The sequence below is a fragment of the Corynebacterium sp. CNJ-954 genome, assembly GCF_001942345.1.
Lineage (GTDB): Bacteria > Actinomycetota > Actinomycetes > Mycobacteriales > Mycobacteriaceae > Corynebacterium.
This window is the reverse complement of the sequence record NZ_MKKI01000011.1, coordinates 191,524-214,205: the sequence shown is the minus strand read 5'-3', so window position 1 is coordinate 214,205 and position 22,682 is coordinate 191,524. Positions and strand designations below refer to the sequence as shown.

Genomic DNA, 22,682 nt, shown 5'->3' with positions numbered 1-22,682 from the left:
GGTCTGCATGTCCGGTGTCTGGGTGCCTGTTCTGGCATCAATGAAGGGCTTCATCGCCGAGGTCAACAAGGGCGCTGGACAGGCAGCAAAGTCCGCAGGTTCACAGTTGGAGAAGGGACTCAGCGACGCTGGCAAGGCTGGCGGCCAGTCCGCTGCGGAGTCGATGGCCAAGGCGATGGGTAATGCCTCCTCCAAGGTCGCGGCCGCCCGGAGTAAAGAGGCTGGCGCGGCTGCAGAACTCCGCGTCGCCGAAGAACAGCTTGCCCAGGTCCGGGATGATAGCAACGCTTCTGCCGGGCAGATCATGGCTGCTGAGTCGAAGGTTGAGGATGCTCGCCGTCGTCAGCAGTCCATGTCCGAGCGTCTCGGTGCTGCGGAGAAAGATCTGCAGGCGGTACGTGACGGTGGGCAAGCACGCGCATCCTCGATTGTCACCGCAGAGAACCGGGTGGAGGATGCCCGACTGAAGTCGCAGAAAGCTGCCGCGGATGTAGCTGTGGCTGAGCAAAAGGCTCAGGATGCGCGAGCGGCTGCACAGTCGGCTTCCTCTCGTGTTACGGCTGCTGAGCAGGCTGTGACGGCGGCTCGTGAGGCATCTGGTGAGGGATCACGTGACGCGGTGAAAGCCGAGCGTGATTTGCAGCGGGCGCGCAAGGATGCCGATAAGACCACTGTGTCGGTGAAAAAGGCCGAGGGTGATGTCTCCAAGACCCGTGCTCAGTCCGAGACTGCTTCTGAACAGCTCGAAGTAGCTGAACTTGGCCTTGTCGCTGCCCAGGACAAGGCTGCTCGGTCGGCTCGCGAGGTCTCCGAAGAGGTCCGCGGCATGGAGGATAGTGCTTCCAGCGCGGGCGGTTCCATCGACGGCCTTGTGGGAAAGATCGGGGGCATCGCTGGAGCTGCTGCGGGTATCGCTGGGGTCGGTGCGACGTTCGCTGCCGGTTTCGACGTGTCGAAAGAGATCGGGCTGATGAACCGTCAGCTCGGGCTGACAGGTGAGACGGCGGCGTCCCTCGGTGACGAGGTCGGTGAGGTTATGCGCTCTGGTATCGCGGGGAGCGCTGATGTTGCTGCCGGGGCTGTCGGTTCATTGTCGTCCCAGTTCCGCTATCTCGGATTCGAGGGTGAGCAGACCGCAGCTGAGTTGGCGGACAACTTCATCGGGTTCTCCGAGACTTTCGGAGTGTCGATGGAGGAGGCCACGCAGACTGCCGGGCAGTTGGTTGTCAACGGTCTGGCCGGTGACGTTGAGTCCGCCGCGGACATGATGACCACCGCGATGCAGCGGGTGCCTGCAGCGATGCGCGATGAGATGCCGGAGATCATCAACGAGTACGGCACGAACTTCCGTGCGCTGGGGTTCTCTGGTGAGGAAGCCTTCTCCATGCTGGTGTCCCAGGCAGATAAGGGCAAGTGGGCGCTGGATAAGACCGGTGATGCTCTCAAGGAGTTCACTATCCGTGCGTCTGATGGTTCGAAGGCGACTTCCGACGCGTATGCCGCGATTGGTGAGGATGCCGAAGCGATGGCGACCAGCGTTGCCGCTGGCGGCGATTCGGCGCGTCTCGCACTGCAGTACACGGCTGAGTCTTTGATGGACATTGAGGATCCGGCCGAGCGCGCTCAGCATGCCATCGCTTTGTTCGGTACTCCTCTTGAGGATCTGTCGGTGGATCAGATTCCGCAGTTCCTTGATGCTTTGACGCAGGGTGAGGATCGGATGGGTGGGTTCGCTGGGTCGTCCCAGGAGCTTGCTGATTCGGTGTCGGATTCGTTGCAGGGCCGGTTGAATGCTCTGAAGGGTACGGTCCTTGATCTTGCTGGTGATGGCTTCATGAAGCTGTGGGATGCCGGGCAGAAGGTCGCCGACTGGGCAAAGAACAATCAGACCTGGCTCACCCCGCTGATCGTCACTGTCGGCGCAGCCGCTGGAGCGTGGGCACTGTGGACCGGCGCTATCAAGACGTGGCAGATGGTCACGAAGATAGCCACTGGTGTGCAGGTTGCCTTCAACGCTGTCATGGCGGCGAACCCCATCATGCTTGTTGTGATGGCCCTCGCCGCGGTCGTGGCTGGTTTGACGTACTTCTTTACGAAGACGGAGACCGGAAAACAGATCTGGCAGGGCTTCATGGACGCTCTGTCATCAGCGTGGGAATGGCTGACGAGTGTTTTCACCCCGGTGTTCTCCTGGCTCGGCGACGTCATCTCGTCTGTCTGGTCGGGGATCAAGACGGGGTGGGACATCCTGTGGCAGGGCATCCAGACAGCCTGGAACTCGGTGTTGAAGCCGACGTTTGATCTGCTGTGGACGATCGTGTCCACCACCCTCGGCGTCATCGGAATGGTCATCCTGACGCCACTGCTGTTGGCGTGGCAAGCGCTGTCTTGGGGCATCAAGGCTGCGTGGGAGAACTGGATCAAACCGGCGTGGGAGAACCTACAGACCGTCGTTCAGTTCATGTGGCAGAACGTGCTGCAACCCATTTTCGGTTTCATCAAGGCCGGGTGGAGCCTGCTTGGTCAGGGCATCCGAGCAGTCTATGACTCGGTCATTAAGCCCGCCTGGGATGCGGTGTCCTCAGCGGCAAGCTGGCTGTGGAACACCGTACTTTCGCCGATCTTCGGTTTCATCAAGGCAGCTTGGTCGGGTCTCGGCTCTGGCATCCGTTCAGTGTATGACTCGATCATCAAACCCGCGTGGGACGCTGTCGCCAACGCGATTCAGTGGCTGTGGAACACGATCTTCTCCCCGGTCGTCGACCGGATGAAGGAGGCGTGGGGCAACCTCGGATCGGGCATCCGCACGGTGTATGACTCGGTGATCTCCCCGGCGTTCGACGCGCTCAAGAATGGGCTGTCGAGGGTGAAGGACTTCTTCGACTCTGTCGTCGACGGCATCAAGGGCGTGTGGGATCGGTTGCGGGGCATCCTCGCTAAGCCGATCAACTTCATGATCCGTGAGGTGTATAACGGCGGAATCCTGAAGGCATGGAACACCATCGCCGGATTCCTTCCAGGGCTGAAGGAGGCGGAACCTGCCAAGGAGATCGGTGGCTACGCGACCGGTGGTCGTATTACAGGTCCCGGCACTGGCACCTCTGACGACGTGCTGATGTGGGGCTCCAACGGTGAGCACATGCTCACTGCCAAGGAGGTCGAGCTGGCAGGCGGGCACGGCACTGTGTACGCGATGCGCGACCTCCTGGCCGCCGGTCAGAATTTCACGATGAAGGATGGCCGGGTCTACCGGGATGAGCGCAACCCTTCAGACAACGGTCCGCTGTTGCCAGCTTTCAAGGATGGCGGCGAAGTCCGTCCTGCGTGGGAAGCCAAGGTCGAGGCTGGTCACGAGTGGGCAAGGCAGCAGAACGGTAAGCCGTATCTGACTGGTTCTCAGTGGCCGGCCGGTGGCGACTGCTCCGGCTTCATATCGGCGATCGCTTCGGTGATTCTCGGTGCCGAGCCAAACGCTGGGCACTGGGCGACTCCTGCCTTCCCCGCTTCTCAAGGAAACAATGTCCGCGCTGGAAACCAGACCTGGGCCGCTGGTCTGGGCCAGGGGTTCTCCATCGGCATGTCCGGTGGCCCGGACTCCGGTGGGCAGGGCGGTCACACTGCGGGCACCCTGTCCAGCGTCGGCAGCTTCTCGAGCGTCAACGTCGAGTCCGGTGGCGGGCACGGTGGCGTCGCGTACGGCGGTCCGGCTGCCGGTGCTGATGATGGCCAGTGGCGATCCGGTCAGTATCACCTGCCGATCGGTGCTGACGGTGACTTCGAGTCTGCCGGTGGCCCCTCACCCGCACAGAAGAAGGGTTTCCTTCGCGACAAGGTGAAGGGCATCTTTGATGACCTGCTCGAGCCAATTAAGGCGGCGTTTGCGTCGGCTATCGGCGAGCCTCCGCCCGAGTGGTTGGCGATCCCGCCGAAGGCCATGACGTCCACGAAGGACAAGACGATCGATTTCCTCTTCGATCGCATCGAGGACCTCGGAAGCCTGGTCGGCAAGACGTACGACGCCGCCAAGGGCATGGGCTCCAAGATGTTCGAGTGGGGCAAGAGTGGCTTGGGATGGCTCGGTGAGAAGACCGGACTGTACCGGGATCGTGGTGGTTGGATTCCTGACGGTCTGTCCATCGTCCGCAATGAGACTGGCCGCCCCGAGGCCGTTCTCAACTGGGATCAGGTCAAGGCAGTGGAGCGGATGATCGACAACTTCGGCCTGGGGTATAACCCGGTTGCTGAGGCGGAAGCGATTCTGCGCGGTCCGACCGCCCCTGCGGCCACGAACCCGGCAGAGGTTACTCCGGAGTCTGCCCCTGCATCCCCGCAGGCCGCACTCACTGGTGGGACTCAGGTCGCACAGCAGGTGTTCGCAGAGGAGATGGGCGACAAGTCCGCACTCGATATGGGCGTGGACGCGCTGTTCGACTTCTTCGGCGCAGGCGACAGCCTCACCAAGAAGCTGCTCATGACTCCGGCGAATGAGCTGGCACCGACGCCGGAGTGGTACGGCAAGAACGAAGCGGCCGATGCTGCGACGGTCACCGCTGGCGCAGTGTCGACTGACGAACTGGACGTCACAGCAACGCTTGACCCCGAATCTACGTCCGTGGCTACGGTGCCGGAGTCCTACACCGCGGCGGAGATGCCCGTGGAGCGGTCGGAGTCCCTTGTCGTTCCTTTGGACGAGATCGCCCCTGATCGGCACAAGACCCCAGAGTGGGGCATGGACTTCTTCGTCCATGAGATCGTCCGGCAGGCGCAAGATCATGGACTGCCGGCATCGGGAGCGAAGATCGGCGTCGCAACCTCGCTGGTTGAGGTTGGCGATCCGATGAAGATGTACGCCTCCCACGCCGTGCCGGATTCGCTGAACTACCGGCACGACGCTATCGGAAGCGACCACGACAGCGTCGGACTGTTCCAGCAGCGCAACAACGGAGCATGGGGCACCACCGCCGACCGGATGGACCCCTACCGGTCCGCCGGCATGTTCTTCGACGCGATGCTGTCCAAGTTCCCGAACTGGGCCTCGATGGACCCCGGTGCCGTCGCCCAGGGCGTCCAGGTCTCAGCGTTCCCCGATAAGTACGGGCAGGTCATGGGACGAGCCGAACAGCTCGTCCTCGACGCTGGCTTGTACGACACCGGCGGCACACTGCCCGACGGCGCTCTGGCGGTGAACCTGTCGGGAAGCCCTGAGCACGTGTTCACTGACCAGGCCATGCAGGACTTCGTTGAGTCGTCACAGCTACTCGCCGAAGCCGCCGCAGACCTGGCGGAGTACGCCGCCCCGTCCGAGCCGGCCATCGCTGCCCCTGCAGTCGACGCCCCGACATTGGACACCTCTGACGACTCGGCCGGGTCGGTCACCTTGGTGATCAACCTTAATGGCGAGCAGGTCCTCGAGAAGCGCGTTGATGCTGTCGAGGGTCGTGTGGAGGTCAATGAGAAGGACATCCGCGCAATGAAGACCGAGCGCAGAGCAGTCGACACGGCTACTCGTGTGCTGTTGGCATAAGGAGAAGGGGGAGACCGTATGGATCTGCTTCAGGTGTCCCTCACCGACCGGTGGGGTATCGAGTGGGCTTTAACCCGCGGCGCTCCGGGGCAACCCGGGGTGTACCTGATGGGGCCTGTCGGGCTGGCATCACCGATCCAGGTGACGGCCAGGGCGACGACCTCTCAGGTCGGTGTGACTCCGGTGAGTTGGAAAGCCGATCAGATGGAGGCGACGTGGAAACTGGGTTTTCGGGCTGATAGTACGCCGCTTCTGGAGGTCTGGTCGCTGTTTCTTCGGGGAGTGACCCCCTTGGTCGAGTCAACGTTGCGGGTCACTCATCCTTCTCGCGGGACGTTGACATGCCCGATCGTTCGCACCTCTGAGGATCCCGCGCCGGATAAGTCTCCGGCAACGCCGGGGCTGCCGTCGTTGACGGTGGATATCCCGGTGACGTCGTATCAGGGGTGTTGGCACGGTGAGACGAGCAACTATCAGGGCGCATCAACGCTGGGCAACAGTGGTGATCTTCCATCATGGCCGGTGGTTCAGTGGTCGGGTGCGGGAGCCTCGGTCACTGCGCCGGGAATCGGCCGGGTGATGTTGCCTGATGCTGGCGGTCGTACTGCGGTGCTGAACACTGATCCGGCGATGGCCTCTCAGGTCACCGTCGATGGCGTGGATGCCCCTGATCTGTGGCGTGGCATGCGGGGCCGACTGTTCCCTCTGCCGATTGAGCCACATTCGACAGCCAAGTGGTCTTTTGATCGCTGTGTTGGCCGATTGGTGTCGCGGCACTCGCACATGTGGAGGTGGTGACTGGTGGCTTTCGACTGGCAGTCGTGGCGTCAGGCCCGCTCGGCTGAGCATGCGATGGGCGCCCGGACGGTGTGGTTGTTTGATAATCAGCTCGAGCCGGTCGCCCCACTGACGGGATACCTGTCCGGTGAATACGGTGATCGTGCCAACGCTTCCGGGTCTTTGAAGATCACGGTGGAAGGTGATCACCAGGCGGTCCCGGATCTGCTCATGGCTGAGGCTGCTGTGGCCGGGAATCCATCAGGGTTGCTGGACCAGTGGTTCTGGATCGTGGTGGAGACCCCGGACTACCGGATGGCGTATCGGCTGGCGGAAATTGAGCTGATGCAGGACTCCGGGGTCGGCACGGTCACCGTGATTGGTGAGGGCTTGTGGGAGCACTTGAACCACATGCCGTTGTGGGCTTCACCGGCACTGCCGTTGCTCGCGCAGTTGATGTACGCCGATATCCAGTTTGGGGATGCGCTGCGCGTGGTGAAGAACTACATGTTCCGCAATCTGGCCCGCGAGTTCCAGGCATCCATGCTGGCATCGTGGGATCTATGGTCCACCTCGACGTGGTCAAAGCTTGATCCGTCGCGGTGGCCGATCATCGTCAACCCGATCCACGAGTCTTTAACGACGGAGTGGACGGTGTTGGATTCCCGGTTCAATCTCGCCGGCGAAATGTTCTCATCCACCCTCGATGCTGCAGGGCTACTGCTGACCGTTGAGCTGTGGCTACCCGGTGACGCCCAACCGTTTCCGAATCATGCGACGTTGTCGAAACCGACGATGGTGATCGATGTGAAGCCGCGTGCGTTCGACTCGTCATCAACGGGCACTCCGCGGGATATTATCCGCGGCATCCGGGCGACGATCTCCGGAGACCAGACCACCAAAGCACTGGTTCTGGATGACTCGTGGTTTGACGGTGAGAACGAACACGCGTGGTGTGTGTGGTCTGCCGATCACATGAATGGCACCGAGCATCGTCTTGTGGTCCGCAAGTCCACTGATTCGCACGTCATCGTTGGTGGCCGCTCGCCACAGATCGTCAACAGTCTCATCGCTGCCTCATCGGCTGCGATGTGGCAGGGCATTGGTGCTGGGGTGGGGATGTTGTTTCCACCTCTGGCGCCGTTCGCTGTGGCTGCGGGGGCTTTCATAGGGCACATGCAGGGCGAGCTGCTGAAGGACAAGTTGTTCGCGTGGGCTCAGTACAGTTCGCGGTCGCGGGCGCTTGCTCATGGCCCGTATCGCTATCGGGGGATTGTCATCCCCGGTGATGGCTTCAGTTTGTCGTCTCTGCAGCAGGGGTTCACCGGGCTGCAGGAGACCCAGGGCAGTGTCTCTACGGAGTTCACTGTCGGTGACGGGCAGCCGTACATCCTGGGGCGTCACTATTTCACCGGCGACCAGGGGGCTGTGGTGTCCCATGGAATCGTGTTTGCCACGTACGTCAATGAGTGGAATGTGGCGGTGACTCGTGAGGGCGATCAGGTGTCGTTGGGGTTGGGGGATCCGCGTTTGCGGGAGTCTCCGGCGCGAGCGCTTGAGCGAAGTATGAAGACCGTGTCTGCGGCCATTGATCGGGTGAAAACGGCTATCCCGTAACCCCAAGGAGGATCATCACTGTGACGAATCGTCAGTTGGACTTCATGTTTGAGAATGAGCCACCAGTGGATGTTCATCCTATGGCTCAACTGTTTCTGCACCCGCTGGGGATGAAGTTCACCCCGGAGATGATGAACGAGCTCGCGACGTTCATTTTCGATATGTGCGGCGCGAAGCTTCACGATGTCGCTCCGTCGACGGTGGAGTACTTCCGTGATTGGAAGGATGATCGCGAGGTTGACGAATACGTGCCTGGTGCTGAGTACACCGCGGCATGGTCGGAGAACCTTCCTACTGGCATCAGTGTGTGCCCGCGTACCGGCCATATGGCAGGGACGCTTCCGGCGGGGCAATACCGGTGGACGGTTCGGTTGGGTCCGCAGGTGCGTTATGACTCGCTGGGTGGGTCGGGTTCTCCGCATGAGGACGGGTTGTGGATCGGTGCTCTCGAGGAGCGCCAGGGGCCGGCCTCGCCGCAGGTGGATGTGTCGTCGATGACTCCGGAGCAGAAGGCTGCGCTGCGGGCTGCTTTGGATCAGGAGGATTAGCCGATGGGTATCTCTCCGGATCGGTATACCCCGAGCTGGGATGGTTCCCCGCAGGATCTGAAGTCGTTGGGGAATGCGGGTAATGATCTTGGTTCGGGGCTGGCGGAGTCTTTTCAAGGGACTGTGGGTGGTATTGGCACGGCAATCAGTAACGCGTTGAATGGCATTCTTACTGGTGGCCCGTTCGCGCCTGTCGAAGAGGCTGCCGAGGAGATCCGTAATGGGCAGCTTGACCTGACCGACCGTGTTGACCTGTTGTTCGGCATCTCGGGCTATGGCTTTTCGTACATGTCGAAAAACATCAACGCGCAGTGGTCGACCAACAACACCCGCCGTATGCGGTTCGATAAGCAGCTCGGCCCGGCGAAGAACACGAGTATCACCTCTGACGGACGACTATCCCTCGACGGCGCTGGAGCGTGGCTGGTGTTGGTGAAGACCCACGCGGCCGGCACAACATTCGGCGGCAACGCGATGATTCGACAGACGGTGAGGATCAGGCGACCGAACGGGACTTTCTATCACACGTGTATCGATGACGCATCGACGTTCTCCGAGGGCGGATTCGTCACCGACCCGAAGGGGGCTGGCACATTGCTCAGCATCTTTCCTGTGGTGATTGAGGAGCCAGGATGCAAGGTCGAAGTCGATACCTGGACGGGTGCGTGGCGCTGGTGGGACGGCGGCACCCGGTTTTCGATGATGGCGGCAATTCGGCACAGCACGGACACGCAAAACAGGGGCGATGAGGTCGTGCCCAATGAGACTGAAGAGGAGGCGAACAAGTAATGACTGTTCTTCATGGCTATCTGCACGACATCGCCGGTACTGCGTTCGACCAGCAGGGCACTGCTGTGGTTATTTCTGCGACGAAGGTGCGCCCGGCGATGGAGGGCGAGGGGTTGGTGCTGCGTGAGTTGGCGCGCATTGAGATGGAGGATTCCGACGGCAAGTTTCAGACGCCGGAGCTTGATCCTGGTCCTGTGGTGGTTCGTCTGGAAGGCGGCGTGTCTCACGGTCAGTCGTGGGAGATTGGTATCCCGATGGAGGGCCGCTGGAATCTTGCGGATCTGATCGGTGAGCAGGTGGAGTGGGAGCCGATTGTGGTGTCCCGTGCTGAGGCGGCTGCGCGTGATTCGCGTGAGCAGGCTGATCGGTCGGAGTCGGAGGCTGATCGTTCTGAGTGGGCTGCGGATCGCGTGGGCTCGGCAGAGCGGGTGCTTCAGGCTGAGGCTACGTCAGTGCAGGCTGAGGCGGATGCTCTTGCTCATCGGGATGAGTCGAAGGTGCAGGCTGATCGGTCGGAGTCGGAGGCTGATCGGTCGCAGGGGCTGGCTGATGCGTCTGCGGTGTCGGCGGGGGAGTCTTCTCAGTCGGCTGCTGATGCTGATGCTAGTGCGAAGGTTGCTGATGAGCATCGTGTAGATGCTCAGGCTGCGGCGGTTGCCACGGGTGAGGATCGTGTGGCGGTGCGGGAGGATCGTTTGGCGACGGGCCGGGCGTGTAATGAGGCGCAGGACGCGGCGACACGGTCTGATGGTCGAGCGACGGATGCGGAGACCGCGGCGACTATTGCTGGTGAGCATGAGGCGGGTGCGAAGCAGGCTGTTGATGATGAGGTGGCGGAGGCTACGGGTATCACTGCTGGGCATGCGACCGCCGCTGAGGACTCTGCGGGACGTTCCGCCACCTCGGCGCGTGAGGGCAAGGGCTACCGGGATGAGGCCCGGGAGGCAGCACAGCAGGCCGGGGATATTGCTACCGGTGATCTCCCAGCCGCATCGAACGCGGCGCGTGGTCTGATCCGCATGGCTGGTGATCTGGCTGGCTCTGGTGACGATCCGCGGGTACCGGGGTTGGCTATGACTGCTCCGGGTGCTGCGTTGCACCTGGAACCAACGAGTACCGGGTGGAGTAATGCGACGGATGATCCGGTGTCGTCATCGACGGGTTGGGTGTTTGATGGTGAGTGGTTGCGTCCGCCGCATTGGTTGGGTGAGGTGTTCGTCACGGTTGATTGGTGTGGCGCGTCGGCGGTGTCGTTGCGGGGTCGTCGTGCGGATAACACTGCAACGACGTTGGCGACTGTGGCGGCGGGGGAGCAGGACACTCACCGTCAGGTTGTGGCGAGGGTTGATTTAACGGAGCATTTTGAGGTCGCTGTTGCTGGGACGTGGGAGCAGGGTGATCTTGATGCTGGGTGTCGGGTGACGTTGTTTGTGCAGCCGGTGCCTGCGCACTCGCATCGTATTGATGATGTTGCGGGGTTGCGTTCTGCTCTGGGGTTGAAGGTTGACGGTAATGATGATCGGTTGACGGATGCTCGCCCTCCGACGGAGCATCAGCATGACATTGATGGGCCGGCGGGTGTGCGTGGGTTGCGGGCCGAGTTGGACTCGAAGGCAACGACCGCGGCGATGCGGTCCCGTGGTGCGACGTTCGGCGGGGCGGGTACGCCGCCTGCGTCGATCCCGGGTGCGGTGTCGGGGGACTGGTGGATTGATACGACGAACCCGGATGAGTTGAAGTTCTACCGGATTACGGGGGTGTGATATGGCGATCACTTACGAATACGTGGGAAAGACTGGCGGTGCGAAAGTTACGTCAGTTCCGATCAATTTTACGTCACCATCTGGAACCGGTGTCCATAACGTAACCACTGTGCAAGTGCCAGAAGGAAAAGAACATCGTGTGACGCTCATAGTAGCCACTACTGACGCGTCCGGAACGAATATGAACTCGCTCCCCGACCTTATTTTTGGTGGCGCGGAGAAGGGGAAGATCTTCTCTGGCGCATGTGGCGCATCGGTTGTTTCGCAAGGGAGTACCGGCATCCAGGTCAGGCGAAACTCTACAAGTAATGCATATGCACCGTCCTTTACGGGGACAGTCTACTACTGGCCTACGTCGTAAGGAGAAGGGTTTTTGGACACTTCGACACTAGCGAAAGCACTGGGGAATGTGCCTGGCGTTGACTACGCCGCGTGTTCCGCCCCCACTACATAGCCCCGGCATTTCACCGGGGTTTTCTATGCCCGAAGGAGGGCACATGGACGCACAGACACTCTCCACGGCGATGGGCTGCTCACTGGCCCGCGCTACCGAGATGCTCCTGGCATGGAGAACGCCATGCGGGCGGCGAACATCACGACCGCACTCCGAGCCGCGCACTGGTGCAGCCAGATCGGCCACGAATCCGTCGGCCTGCAGTACATGGAGGAGATCGCCAGCGGTACGGCCTACAACCCGCCGTCAAGAGTCGCCCAGAGCCTCGGCAACACTCAGGCCGGAGATGGGCCCCGCTACAAAGGGTCCGGCCCGATCCAGCTGACCGGGAGGAGCAACTTCCGCGCCTTCACTCGCTGGGCGCAGGCTCAGGGGCACACCACGATCGACTTCGAGGCACAGCCCCAGTTGGTGAGGTCCGACCCGCGGTGGGGGTTCCTCGCGGCGTCCTGGTACTGGACCGTCGCCCGCCCGAATCTCAACGGTCTGTGCGACGCCGACAACGTCGACGCCGTCACTATCGCCATCAACGGCGGCACGAACGGCATCGCCGACCGCCGCGCCCGTCTCGCCCGGTGTAAGAACCTCGGCACACGACTGCTGCCCTCGGCAGCGAAAGGAGGCACACCCGTGGCCACTGTAGAGAAACGCCTGGACTACTCCCGGGCACAGATCGCCCAGGACACCTACTACTGGTGTGGTCCGGCGACCGCACAGACCCTGATCCAGGCCCGCACCGGGAACATGGTTGCTGAGTCGGTCCTCGCCAAGGAGCTGGGCACGACGGTCAACGGCACCAATGGTGTCGTTCAGATCGCGAATGTGCTCAACAAGCGCATCGGCGGGGGTTGGAAGGTCGCCGCGATGCCGAATGATCCGCCGAACGCTGATCAGAAGAAGCTGCTGTGGGACCGCATTGTCGGCTCCATCAACGGTCGGGTCGGTGTGGCGGCGAACATCTGGGTCCCGCCGTCGAACTATCCCAAGGCGTCGTACACCTCGACGCAGAACCTGCAGTACTCCGGCGGCTTCATCAAGCACTATCTGTGCGTCATGGGATACGCGATTGACTCCGCCGGGGTGAAGCACGTCTGGCTCGCCGACTCCGGGTTCGCCCCGTACGGGTCCTGGATCACGTTCGATCAGTTCGCCACCATGATCCCGCCACGTGAGTACGCCTACGCCGCCGACTGGATGGCATCGACCGATGCCACCCCCTCAAAACCGAAGGAGACCACCGTGTCTGTGAACTATCCGAAGCTCGCACTCGAGCAGCTCGCCGGCTCCGGTGAGAAGAACGGCGAACCCACCTTCACCGGCTGGGGAATTGAGGACCTCATCGCCAAGGGGCGATCGAACCTGCAGACATACGGCTCCGCGACGCTGCCGCAGATGCTCGCCATCGCTCATGCGGACACGTTCCGTGCCATCATCAACGAGGGGAAGAAGTAATGTCCGATACCAAGCGTGAAACGAAGTTCAACCAACAGTGGTGGCAGCGCAAGATGTCCTACGCTGTCATCGCCCTGGCGGTCACCATCCTTGGTGGGCTGGGCATCATCCCGGAAGACCAGATCGATCCGCTGGTCAACCAGATCGGTAACGTCGTCGCTGGTGCGTTGCTGTTTGTGGCGACGGTGAAGACGAAGCCGGGGTCGGATGATCCGGCAACAACCCCACAGTTGCAGGCCGCTACAGCCCAGGCGCAGGGGGTTCAGGCGCAGGTGCAGTCGGCGTTGGCTGAGCTGCCGGTGCGGGTTGAACAGGCTATTGCTGGTATGCCGCAGCAGATTCAGGAGGCTGTGCGATCGGTGTATGACCAGCCGTACGGTCGGCATGATCAGGCTGTGGTGGAACCGGAGCCGGACTTGTCAGGGCCCGGTATCTATCCCGGGGGTCAGTGATGCCTGTTGATCACCTGCCCCAGGTGTTGCGCGGCCCGGTCGAGCGGGTCCGTGACGGCTTGCTGACCGACGCGACCGCCCTGGTGATCCTTGGGTTGGGTTCTGCCGCTAGAGGTATCAGCTACATCGACTATCCTGCGCAGTCGGGCAACGCGCATCCGGCTGAAACGTGGCTGGATATGCCTGTCTGGTCCGCGGTGTGGATGGCGATCGGTGTGTGGTGTCTGGTCAGTGCGGCATGGCACCGGAGCTTCCCCGCCGCACTAGCGGTCGGGTCAGGTGTCGGCATTCACCTCTTGTGGGCTTGCAGTTTCCTCATCGCCACGACCACCGGTGATATGCCCAGAGGGTGGGTGAGCAGTATTGGCTACTTGATGATCGCTGGTTTGGTGCTGTGGGCTGTGTGGCGTGGCAGCAGGGTTGAGGTTCGATTTCGGGAGGTGACGCATGCCCCAGATCGACACGGTGTGGGCGACGGTGATCGTCGCCGTGGTTAGTGCGGTGGGGGCGTGGTTGGCTGCTAAGGCGCAGGCTTCGTCGAACCGTGATGCTGCTCGCGGTAATGAGTGGCAGGGGTTGGTGACCCAGATTCAGTCGTGGACTGAGAAGCGGTTGGCGGAACGGGATGAGCAGATTGCGTCGTTGCAGTCGCGGGTGACGGGTTTGGAGACGCGGGTGACTGAGCTGCAACGTAAATATCGGTCGGCGTTGGAGACGATTCGGGAGATGTTTCGACGTCACCCGGAGAGCGATGTTGAGGTTGCGGATGATATTCGTGATGACCTGTAGGTACCCCTGGGGGTGGCTGGGGACGCTAGTTAGCGTTCCGATGGGATAGTGTCGCTGGTGCACGGGGTGGAGTGATGACCCCCCGGGCACGACCCTACGATCATGGGTCTTTCGCAAGAAGTTGGTTTTCACCCCAGGCCTGTCATGGCCTGGGGTGTTTTCTTTTTGCAGGTCAGGTGGTGCGCGCTACACCCGTGGGGGTAGGTAATGATCGGGGTGTAACGCTTTCGTTGGGGAACTCGGTAGTGTCACCAGTGCGGCAGGGAACAGCCCGGCCGCAGCATACTTCAACCGAAAGTGAGATCATCATGATCAACACCATCCAGGAAATCATCGCCACCGTCTCCGAGGCTATCGTTTCCGTTTTCGAGGCTGTCGTCGGCTCCCTCCAGGGCACCGAGAAGTAAGTCGCACTAGCGACTTATGGCCCCCGCACTTCGGTGCGGGGGCTTTTTCGCGTTCGGGTGCGCGGGACCCTGGCAGCGGATAAGCTGGCGTCTGGCAGGTTTGTTGAAGTGCCTGCCCGGGGTTGAGCGCCGCGTCCCTCGCGAGTGCTCCCTGCTACCCCCGTCATCGCTGCCCTGCATGGCGGGGGTTAGTTGCGGGTGGACGAGCATTCACCGGCAGGGAGAGCTTTCATTGAGTACGATCAACTGCGCGGGATCTATCGTCAGTCCCGCTTGGGTTGAGAGGCTGTTCATGGCTGAGCTGTGCTTCTCCCCGTGAGTCCCCGTCGTTGTTGCGGCGACGGGGGCTCCATATGTTTTCATCTGATAGTATTTTTCAAGGCGGTCTTGATTGGTGTCAGTGCCGCCAGGCCTCCATCATCTTCGGGTGGTGGGGGTTTTCGTTCGTAGGTGCTGATGGTTAACGAGCTGTAGTATTCGTCACGGCGGAGATTGGTCTCACCGCCACAAGGTGAGCAGGCCTCGTCGTCTCGGTAGTTCACCGTACGGCCCCCTCGCTGCTCCTGTTCTGCGCGGCGAGGGGCTTTTCACGTTTTGGCTCCTGTACTGACTACATGAGGTATTGTCGCGGTTGTGAGGGGCAGGTCCCTGGTCATCGTGGATGTAGTGCGTACTTGTCCTCGCCGGCGCCTGCCCTTCGCTCTTTTGTTCTCATTCCCGGCGTGGGGGAGCCCCGATGGGGGTCGAGCCTCGGGGAAGGGTGTCGGCAACACGGCGTAGGGGTCAGCGGGTTGATCGATATCGGTGGCGGGCTTCCGCCATGCGGCAAGGTGGCAGTTCTGCCGCCGTCGGCTTCCGACAGTGGTCCCTACTTTAGTTGCCCTGCAGGGTGCATCGGCACGTTTTCCTTTGCGGAGTTCAGATGGGTTGTAAGGTTGGCGTCGGTGGGTCAGTGGGTGACCTGCCTTGGGGAGTTCCTTCAGGCTCGATGCGTGCTCCCCAACTGGCCCCCGTCGTCCTCTCCTCTGGGCGGCGGGGGTCAGGAATGTGGCGGCGCCGATCGGCAACACTGTACGCTATGGGGCGGCGGGATCTTTCGTCAGTTCCGTCACGGGTCGAGGACGCGCTACTGGCATTGCGTGTCCTTGTTTTAGGTCCCCACTGTCGAGCTGCGGTGGGGGCCTTTTAGTTTTACGGTCGTAGTCGGTCTGGGTCGCTGGGGTGTCATACGGGGCAGTGTTGCTTTTTCCAGTTGCTGTACATTTAATGATGATATAGTTTTCTTGGCGGATCAATGTGGTGTTGCTACCGCCTCGGGGCCCGGTCGACGGAGTGACGGCCGGGCTCCCTCCATATCGATTGCGAACCCCCAGGGGTGCACTGACGGTCACGATCCGCACCGTAGGGGTAGAGTCTGGATCTAGCGGACTTCTAGCAGACTTCCACTAGGGTGAGCTTCGTTAGGTGTCGGAGTCTCTCCTGGCCCCCATCGTCTCCTCGACGGTGGGGGCTTTTCGCGCGTCTGGGGGTTGTTAGACGGTCGATCCCATCCCGCACTCATCCCGCAGTAGACCCGAGAGACCCCCTTTTCGGCACGATTGGCGTGACTGGCGAGAATGCTCTGACCTGCGTCTTCACCTCGACGTGCCCCTACGCAATCATGAGCTGGGTCAAGAACCCGCTCGACGCCACCGCGTAGCAGGAGTCTCCGACAGGAGGTCTCTGGTCTCCTGGTCGGAGGTGCACGCGCATACGCGAGGCTGACCCCACGGAACTCCGGTTCCGTGGGGTCAGCTGCTTTTTCGCCCCGGGGCGCTGTGTTGCGGAAGCCCGACCGGTCCTGCCTGCTATGAGGCTGAAATGCGCACGGGTGGCCGGAGCGCGGAACCGGAGTCGAGACGCTTACCTTAGTGATAATGATTACGGTACCCAAATACTACCCTTGACCTGCGGGATACGGAGACATACTGTGAGGTTCCACCGTTAATGAAAATGGAGGTTCCTGATGGCGCACGACCACTCTCACGGCCATGAGGCCGGACACGGGCACAGTCACGCTACCCAGGTCCGCGGCAAGGCGCTCTGGATCGTCATCGCGATGACCTCCACGATCTTCGTCGCCCAGGTCATCGGTGGCGTGGTGTCGGGGTCCCTGGCCCTGCTCGCCGACGCCGGCCACATGCTGTCGGACGCTGGCGGGCTCATCGTCGCAGCACTGGCGATGATGGTCGGGTCACGCCCGGCGACAGTACGGTCGACCTACGGATTCCGGCGTGCTGAGGTACTGGCTGCTGCAGTCAATGCCGGTGCGGTTGCTGTGATCGGGGTGTGGATCGCTGTCGCGGCGTTCCGACGCATGGGGGAGGGGCCCGAGGAGATTCAGACCGGGATGATGCTTGCCGTGGCCGTGGTGGGGCTGCTGGCCAACGTCGTGTCGGCGATTATCCTGCACCGCAATGCCGGAGAGTCGCTGAACATGAAGGGCGCCTATCTCCACGTCCTCGTGGATCTCCTGGGGTCGGTGGCCGTCATCGTTGCCGCGCTCGTCATCGCCGTCACCGAATGGTACTGGGTGGATGCCGTGGCTTCACTGATCATCGCCGCGATGATTCTTCCGCGGGCATGGTCCCTGATGAAGGAGGCCGGTACCGTGCTCATGGAGCAGGTTCCGGCGGGGGTTGATCCTGTGGAAGTGCAGGAGGCGGTCAGCGCGACGGACGGTGTCTACGGCTCGCACGACCTGCATATCTGGTCGGTGGACGGTGAATCGTCGATGGCGACGGTGCATGTGGTGACCTCCGGGGACGACCATGCCGTGCGCACCGGGGTCAAGAAGGTCTTCGCCGACCGCGGGATCGGCCACGTGACCGTCCAGACGGAGGCGGCTACCGCCCGGGAGGTCGCCCCGCGGGTGTGTGACACCGGGTGTGGGGACACCTGCAGGCAGTGACCGTCAGGCCGTGAGTCCCATGGCCAGGGCAACCAGCACCATGATGATGCCGAAGGCCCAGGCGATCGGGAAAGTGAGCTTGATGTGCTTGCCGATGGTGCCGCCGGACAAGCCGATGGCGAGCCAGAGGGCGGGGGAGAACGGGCTGACGAAGGTACCGATGATGTTGCCGATGATCAGAGCGGCTGCAGCACCACTTCCGGACACGCCGAATGTAGCCACGGTTTCCTGGACGACCGGAAGCACCGAGAAGTAGTAGGCGTCGGTGGAGGTCAGGAGGTCGAGGGGCACGCCCAGGAGGCCGACGATCACGTGAAGCTGGGCGCCGACGGAATCGGGCAGGACGTTGATGAGACTGAGCGCGATCTCCTCCAGCATGCCGGACTTGTTCAGCACACCGAGGAACATCGCGGCCGCGAGGATGACCCCGGCCATGGACAACGCGTTCGGGGCATGTCGCTTCAGTGTCTCGGCCTGCTCACCGGAGAGCGGGAAGTTGACCACCAGGGCGATGGTCGTACCGACGAGGAAGACGGGGCCCGGCTCGATCCAGCCGGACATCAGCAGGACGAGCATGGCGACCGACAGGGCGATATTGAAGACCGTGACCCACCGACCGGTCCGCATCTGTGCGCCGATCTCCTCCTGCTTCTCTTTCTCCCGGGCGACGAACTCCGCGGCCAGGCTGTGGACGTCGACACTTCCGGCGCCCACGAAGTCCGGACGCTGTCGGAGCTTCTCGATGCGCCGGGACTCCTTGAGACCGAGAAGGCCGGCGATGACGAAGACAAGGACGAGCGCGATTCCCTGGACGGGGAGGATATGCTGCCAGAGCTCTACAGGAGTCTGGTCGATGACGGAGGATGCACGTCCGATCGGACCGGCCCAGGGGACCATGTTCATTACGGATGCAGCGGTGGCGACGATGGCCAGCAGGACGTAGCGCGACATGTGCATCGCCTTGTACAGCGGCAGCAACGCGGGGATCGTGATCAGGAAGGTCGTCGCGCCGGCACCGTCGAGGTGGACGACCATGCCGATCGCGGCGGTGCCCAGCGCTACCAGTACGACCTTGCCTCGGGTTGCGATGATCAGCCCCTTCACCAGAGGTGTGAAAAGACCAGTGTCGCTGAGGATTCCAAAGTAGATGATGGCGAAGATGAACATCACCACGACGTTCATCACTGAACCGAGGCCTGCCTCGTAGAACTCGCCGATGCTCTGGATGCCGTAGCCGGCGATGAGGGCCCCTACGACAGGTACGAGCGTCATCACGACGGTTGGGTTGCTCCTGCCGCGCAGCAGGATGCCGACGGTGACGATGATAATTCCCAGACCTATGGCTGTTAGCCCGCCGGGTGACTGCATCGTTTCAGTGAATGAGTCCATGTGGGTCTCCTCAAGAAAGATAGGTGAACCAACACAGTATGGCAGTGTGAGATGGTCCCTGTCACAACGCCTGCTCGGGGTAGTCGTGGTCACGATGTCGGGGGTTCACGAACGTGACGGGCAAAGACGTACTAAGCTGTCCATGTCGCACGTCACCCCTGGGCTTATCGGTGTGGGGAGTCAGGCGTGGGCCCTGACCTTTCCGACGCGGTCGTGCCGGAGGGGTCGGGACATGCACATCCGTCAGGAGTATCCGTGAGTCAGAATTCCCGTCCCGTCGTTCTCATCGCCGACAAACTCGCCCAGTCCACCGTGGATGCGCTGGGGGACTCCGTCGAGGTCCGTTGGGTCGACGGTCCGAACCGCCCCGAACTGCTGGAGGCAGTCAAGGACGTTGACGCACTTCTGGTCCGCTCGGCCACCACTGTTGATGCGGAGGTACTTGAGGCCGCCCAGAATCTGCAGATCGTGGGTCGTGCCGGAGTGGGCCTGGACAACGTCGACATCGACGCCGCCACCGCCAAGGGCGTGATGGTTGCCAATGCGCCGACGTCCAACATTCACTCCGCCTGTGAACATGCGATTTCCCTGTTGCTCTCCACGGCACGTCAGATTCCTGCGGCGGACCGCACGCTGCGTGAGCACGAGTGGAAGCGGTCCTCCTTCCAGGGCGTCGAGATCTTCGGTAAGACCGTCGGCATCGTCGGTTTCGGTCACATCGGGCAGCTCTTCGCCCAGCGTCTCGCGGCTTTCGAGACCGATATCGTCGCGTACGATCCCTACGCCAACCCGGCACGCGCCGCGCAGCTCGGTGTGGAGCTTGTCGAGCTCGACGAGCTTGTGGGCCGGTCTGACTTCGTGACGATTCATCTGCCCAAGACCAAGGAGACCGCCGGCATGTTCAATGCCGAGCTGCTCGCCAAGGCAAAGGAAGGGCAGATCATCATCAACGCTGCCCGTGGCGGTCTCGTCGACGAACAAGCGCTGGCCGACGCCATCAAGAGTGGGCCGGTCCGGGGTGCCGGTTTCGACGTGTACTCGTCCGAGCCCTGCACTGATTCGCCGCTCTTCGAGCTCGACGAGGTCGTCGTGACCCCGCACCTGGGCGCCTCCACGGTGGAGGCCCAGGACCGTGCGGGCACCGATGTCGCCGCCTCGGTGCTGAAGGCGCTGGCCGGCGACTTCGTGCCTGACGCCGTCAACGTCACCGGCGGCAAGGTCAGTGAGGAAGTTGCGCTCTGGCTCGGCCTGGCGACCAAGCTCGGCAAGGTTGCCTCAGGTCTGTTGGACGATGCCGTCACCTCCGTGAATGTCGAGGCGCGTGGTGAGTTGTCCTCCGAGAACGTCGATGCGCTCGGGTTGTCTGCCCTGCGCGGGGTCTTCTCCGGTGTGGTTGACGAGCAGGTCACTTTCGTCAACACCCCGCAGATCGCCTCGGAGAGGGGGGTGAACCTCACGGTCACCACCGCTGACGAGTCGGTGACCCACCGTTCGGTCCTCGAAGTCACTGTCGTCACCGGCGACGGTACAGCGGTGTCCGTCATCGGTGCGCTGACCGGACTTGAGCGTGTGGACAAGATCGTCCGGATCAATGGCCGTGGCCTGGACCTGCGTGCCCAGGGGCTGAACCTGTTCCTCAACTACACCGACCAGCCGGGCGCACTGGGCACCGTCGGGACGTTCCTGGGACGCGCCGGCATCAACATCGACGCAGCTGCCCTGACCCAGGATGCGGACCAGGGTTCGGCGACGCTGGTGCTGCGCGTCGAGAAGGAGATTCCGCACGAGCTGCAGGACCAGATCGCCGATTCCTTGTCTGCTTCCCGCGCTGTGCTGCTTGACCTGAGCTAAACGGATTCTCTGGAGTAGTAGTCGCCCCCGGACCTTCTGTGAGAGGTCCGGGGGATTGGCGTATGTGTGGAGATGTGTGACCTGAGTGCAGAATCTACCGGGGGTAAGTAACGGGGGGACGGTTAGGTGAATAACTACCTTATGGTTTACACTGTGTCCCGTGACTGACAACAATGCTGCCAACCACACTCCGGCCCACGTCCCGACGGACGAGGACAACCAACTTGCCCACGAATTCCGTGACGCGTTACGGGAGGGTCTGCACATGGCGCGGTTGCTCGACCACCGGGGGAGCCTGACGCTCACCCAGTTGGGCATCCTCAACACGCTGACCGAGGAACCGCACTCCATCGGTCTTCTCGCCCGCATCAACGGCATGACCCAGCCCGGCATGACCCAGCAGATCGACAAGCTGGAACGCAACGGCGTCGTCCGGCGGGTGCGCAGTCCCCGGGACGCCCGGGTCACACTGGTCGAGATCACGGATGAAGGACGGTCCACGCGGACACGGGACAACGACCTGCGAAACAGGGCGCTGTCTGAACATTTCGACCTGCTCGACGAGGACGGGCGGCGACGCATTGCCGACGCACTGGAACCGCTGACGACTTTCGCCAGCGCGTACATCCGCCGGGTCAGCGAAGACACGACGAAGAACGACACTCCGAGAAACATGGAAAGGCACGACCGCGAATGAGACAGGACACCCAGGAGGCCACGCTCAACGGCGCGACACTCGAGTCAGAGAAGACGTCAATGATGCGACAGCCTGTCGCGGTGTGGGCCACCGCCCTGGCGTGTGTCTTCGCCTTCATGGGCATCGGGCTTGTTGACCCGATTCTCCCCGCCATCGCAGAAAACCTCGACGCGGGGGCGTCAGAGGTCTCCCTGCTGTTCACCAGCTACTTCGCCGTCACTGCCGTGATGATGCTGGTCACCGGCGCCGTCTCCAGCCGCATCGGCGGCAAGAAGACGCTGCTGTCCGGACTCGCCCTCATCGTCATCTTCGCCGGACTCGCCGGCACCTCGAACAGCGTCGGCGAACTCGTCGGCTACCGTGCCGGGTGGGGCCTGGGCAACGCACTCTTCGTGGCCACGGCGCTGGCCGTGATCGTGTCCGTGGCCAGCGGCGGACGGGCGGTCGCCATCATCCTCTACGAGGCGGCGCTCGGACTCGGTATGGCGGCCGGGCCGCTGCTGGGGGCGGCCCTCGGTTCGCTGAACTGGAGGGGCCCGTTCTTCGGTACGGCCGCACTGATGCTCATCGCCCTGGTCGTCCTGCTGTTCAAGCTGCCTGCGACGCCGCCGCCGGCACAGAAGACCAGTCTCACGGCGCCCCTGAAGGCCCTCAAGCACCGTGGTCTCTTCGGTGTCTCGTTCTCCGCCCTGTTCTACAACTTCGGGTTCTTCACGGTGCTGGCCTACACACCGTTCATCCTGGGGTTCGGCGAGATCGGCATCGGCGCGGTGTTCTTCGGGTGGGGCTGCTGCCTGGCAGTGTTCTCCGTGTTCATCGCCCCGCTCATCCAGAACCGTATCGGCGCGGCGAACACCACCATGGCCACGTTGGTCGGACTACTGTTGATCTACGTGCTTCTCGGAGTGTTCCATGACACCACCCCGGTCGTGGTGGTGCTCGTCGTCGTCTCCGGTGCGCTGCTGGGGATCAACAACACGATGTACACCGAGATGGCCATGAGCGTGTCGGACGCCCCGCAGCCGGTGGCGTCGGCAGGTTACAACTTCGTCCGGTGGATGGGGGGAGTCATCGCTCCCTTCACCGCCACCAAGATGGGCGAGGGAGTCGGAGTCTCGGTGCCGTACTACGTCGCCGCGGTGGTCGCCGTTGTCGCTGTCATCGTGATGCTCGCTTCCAGGAACCACGTCGAAGCCCATGGCCCGGAGGCTGTCTGACCGGGG

13 protein-coding genes are annotated in these 22,682 nt (G+C 62.3%); 12 read left to right on the top strand and 1 reads right to left on the bottom strand.

Annotated features, from left to right (window positions below; genetic code table 11):
• Positions 1 to 7: 7 nt before the first annotated feature.
• From BJF89_RS05585 to BJF89_RS05535, 9 genes are all read left to right on the top strand, one after another.
• Positions 8 to 5,524, top strand: a complete 5,517-nt coding sequence (locus BJF89_RS05585; protein ID WP_075812970.1) for a phage tail tape measure protein — start codon at positions 8 to 10, stop codon at positions 5,522 to 5,524.
• A gap of 801 nt (positions 5,525 to 6,325) precedes the next feature.
• Positions 6,326 to 7,918 carry a hypothetical protein gene (locus BJF89_RS05575; RefSeq protein WP_083650514.1) on the top strand — a complete coding sequence of 531 codons (1,593 nt, stop codon included), beginning with the start codon at positions 6,326 to 6,328 and terminating at the stop codon, positions 7,916 to 7,918.
• 20 nt (positions 7,919 to 7,938) lie between these two features.
• Entirely contained in the window at positions 7,939 to 8,466 is a 528-nt protein-coding gene (locus BJF89_RS05570; protein WP_075812966.1) for a hypothetical protein, read from the top strand.
• A gap of 3 nt (positions 8,467 to 8,469) precedes the next feature.
• The gene (locus BJF89_RS05565; protein WP_075812964.1) at positions 8,470 to 9,255 is read left to right on the top strand and encodes a hypothetical protein; all 786 of its coding nucleotides are present in this window, start codon (positions 8,470 to 8,472) and stop codon (positions 9,253 to 9,255) included.
• The gene (locus BJF89_RS05560) at positions 9,255 to 11,018 is read left to right on the top strand and encodes a hypothetical protein (RefSeq protein WP_075812962.1); all 1,764 of its coding nucleotides are present in this window, start codon (positions 9,255 to 9,257) and stop codon (positions 11,016 to 11,018) included. The genes BJF89_RS05565 and BJF89_RS05560 overlap by 1 nt, the downstream gene beginning before the upstream one ends.
• A gap of 565 nt (positions 11,019 to 11,583) precedes the next feature.
• A complete protein-coding gene (locus BJF89_RS18450; protein ID WP_075812960.1) occupies positions 11,584 to 12,924 on the top strand; it encodes a C39 family peptidase in 1,341 nt (446 codons plus the stop codon).
• Complete coding sequence (locus tag BJF89_RS05550) at positions 12,924 to 13,376, top strand: hypothetical protein (protein WP_075812958.1); 453 nt, start codon at positions 12,924 to 12,926, stop codon at positions 13,374 to 13,376. The genes BJF89_RS18450 and BJF89_RS05550 overlap by 1 nt, the downstream gene beginning before the upstream one ends.
• 447 nt (positions 13,377 to 13,823) lie before the next feature.
• On the top strand, positions 13,824 to 14,165 hold the full coding sequence (locus tag BJF89_RS05540) for a hypothetical protein (protein ID WP_139311894.1): 342 nt from the start codon (positions 13,824 to 13,826) through the stop codon (positions 14,163 to 14,165).
• Positions 14,166 to 16,577: 2,412 nt separating this feature from the next.
• Positions 16,578 to 17,522, top strand: a complete 945-nt coding sequence (locus BJF89_RS05535) for a cation diffusion facilitator family transporter (protein ID WP_083650513.1) — start codon at positions 16,578 to 16,580, stop codon at positions 17,520 to 17,522.
• 3 nt (positions 17,523 to 17,525) lie between these two features.
• On the opposite strand, the gene BJF89_RS05530 is transcribed toward BJF89_RS05535, so the two are convergent.
• Entirely contained in the window at positions 17,526 to 18,890 is a 1,365-nt protein-coding gene (locus tag BJF89_RS05530) for a CitMHS family transporter (RefSeq protein WP_075813386.1), read from the bottom strand.
• Between the two features lie 276 nt (positions 18,891 to 19,166).
• On the opposite strand from BJF89_RS05530, the gene serA reads away from it, so the two are divergent.
• The 3 genes from serA to BJF89_RS05515 all read left to right on the top strand — a co-directional run bounded on the left by serA (position 19,167) and on the right by BJF89_RS05515 (position 22,676).
• A complete protein-coding gene (gene serA, locus BJF89_RS05525; RefSeq protein ID WP_075812954.1) occupies positions 19,167 to 20,762 on the top strand; it encodes a phosphoglycerate dehydrogenase in 1,596 nt (531 codons plus the stop codon).
• Positions 20,763 to 20,922: 160 nt separating this feature from the next.
• Positions 20,923 to 21,459: a MarR family winged helix-turn-helix transcriptional regulator gene (locus BJF89_RS05520; RefSeq protein WP_075812952.1), complete on the top strand. Its 537-nt coding sequence runs from the start codon at positions 20,923 to 20,925 to the stop codon at positions 21,457 to 21,459.
• The gene (locus tag BJF89_RS05515) at positions 21,456 to 22,676 is read left to right on the top strand and encodes an MFS transporter (protein WP_075812950.1); all 1,221 of its coding nucleotides are present in this window, start codon (positions 21,456 to 21,458) and stop codon (positions 22,674 to 22,676) included. The genes BJF89_RS05520 and BJF89_RS05515 overlap by 4 nt, the downstream gene beginning before the upstream one ends.
• Positions 22,677 to 22,682 lie beyond the last annotated feature (6 nt).

Excerpts from the sequence above, each read along its gene's own strand:
- BJF89_RS05550 (WP_075812958.1), top strand. The coding sequence starts at position 12,924 with ATGTCCGATACCAAGCGTGAAACGAAGTTCAACCAACAGTGGTGGCAG.
- BJF89_RS05560 (WP_075812962.1), top strand. The coding sequence starts at position 9,255 with ATGACTGTTCTTCATGGCTATCTGCACGACATCGCCGGTACTGCGTTC.
- BJF89_RS05540 (WP_139311894.1), top strand. The coding sequence starts at position 13,824 with ATGCCCCAGATCGACACGGTGTGGGCGACGGTGATCGTCGCCGTGGTT.
- BJF89_RS05515 (WP_075812950.1), top strand. The coding sequence starts at position 21,456 with ATGAGACAGGACACCCAGGAGGCCACGCTCAACGGCGCGACACTCGAG.
- BJF89_RS05565 (WP_075812964.1), top strand. The coding sequence starts at position 8,470 with ATGGGTATCTCTCCGGATCGGTATACCCCGAGCTGGGATGGTTCCCCG.
- BJF89_RS05535 (WP_083650513.1), top strand. The coding sequence starts at position 16,578 with ATGGCGCACGACCACTCTCACGGCCATGAGGCCGGACACGGGCACAGT.
- BJF89_RS05530 (WP_075813386.1), bottom strand. The coding sequence starts at position 18,890 with ATGCAGTCACCCGGCGGGCTAACAGCCATAGGTCTGGGAATTATCATC.
- BJF89_RS05585 (WP_075812970.1), top strand. The coding sequence starts at position 8 with ATGTCCGGTGTCTGGGTGCCTGTTCTGGCATCAATGAAGGGCTTCATC.
- BJF89_RS18450 (WP_075812960.1), top strand. The coding sequence starts at position 11,584 with ATGGAGAACGCCATGCGGGCGGCGAACATCACGACCGCACTCCGAGCC.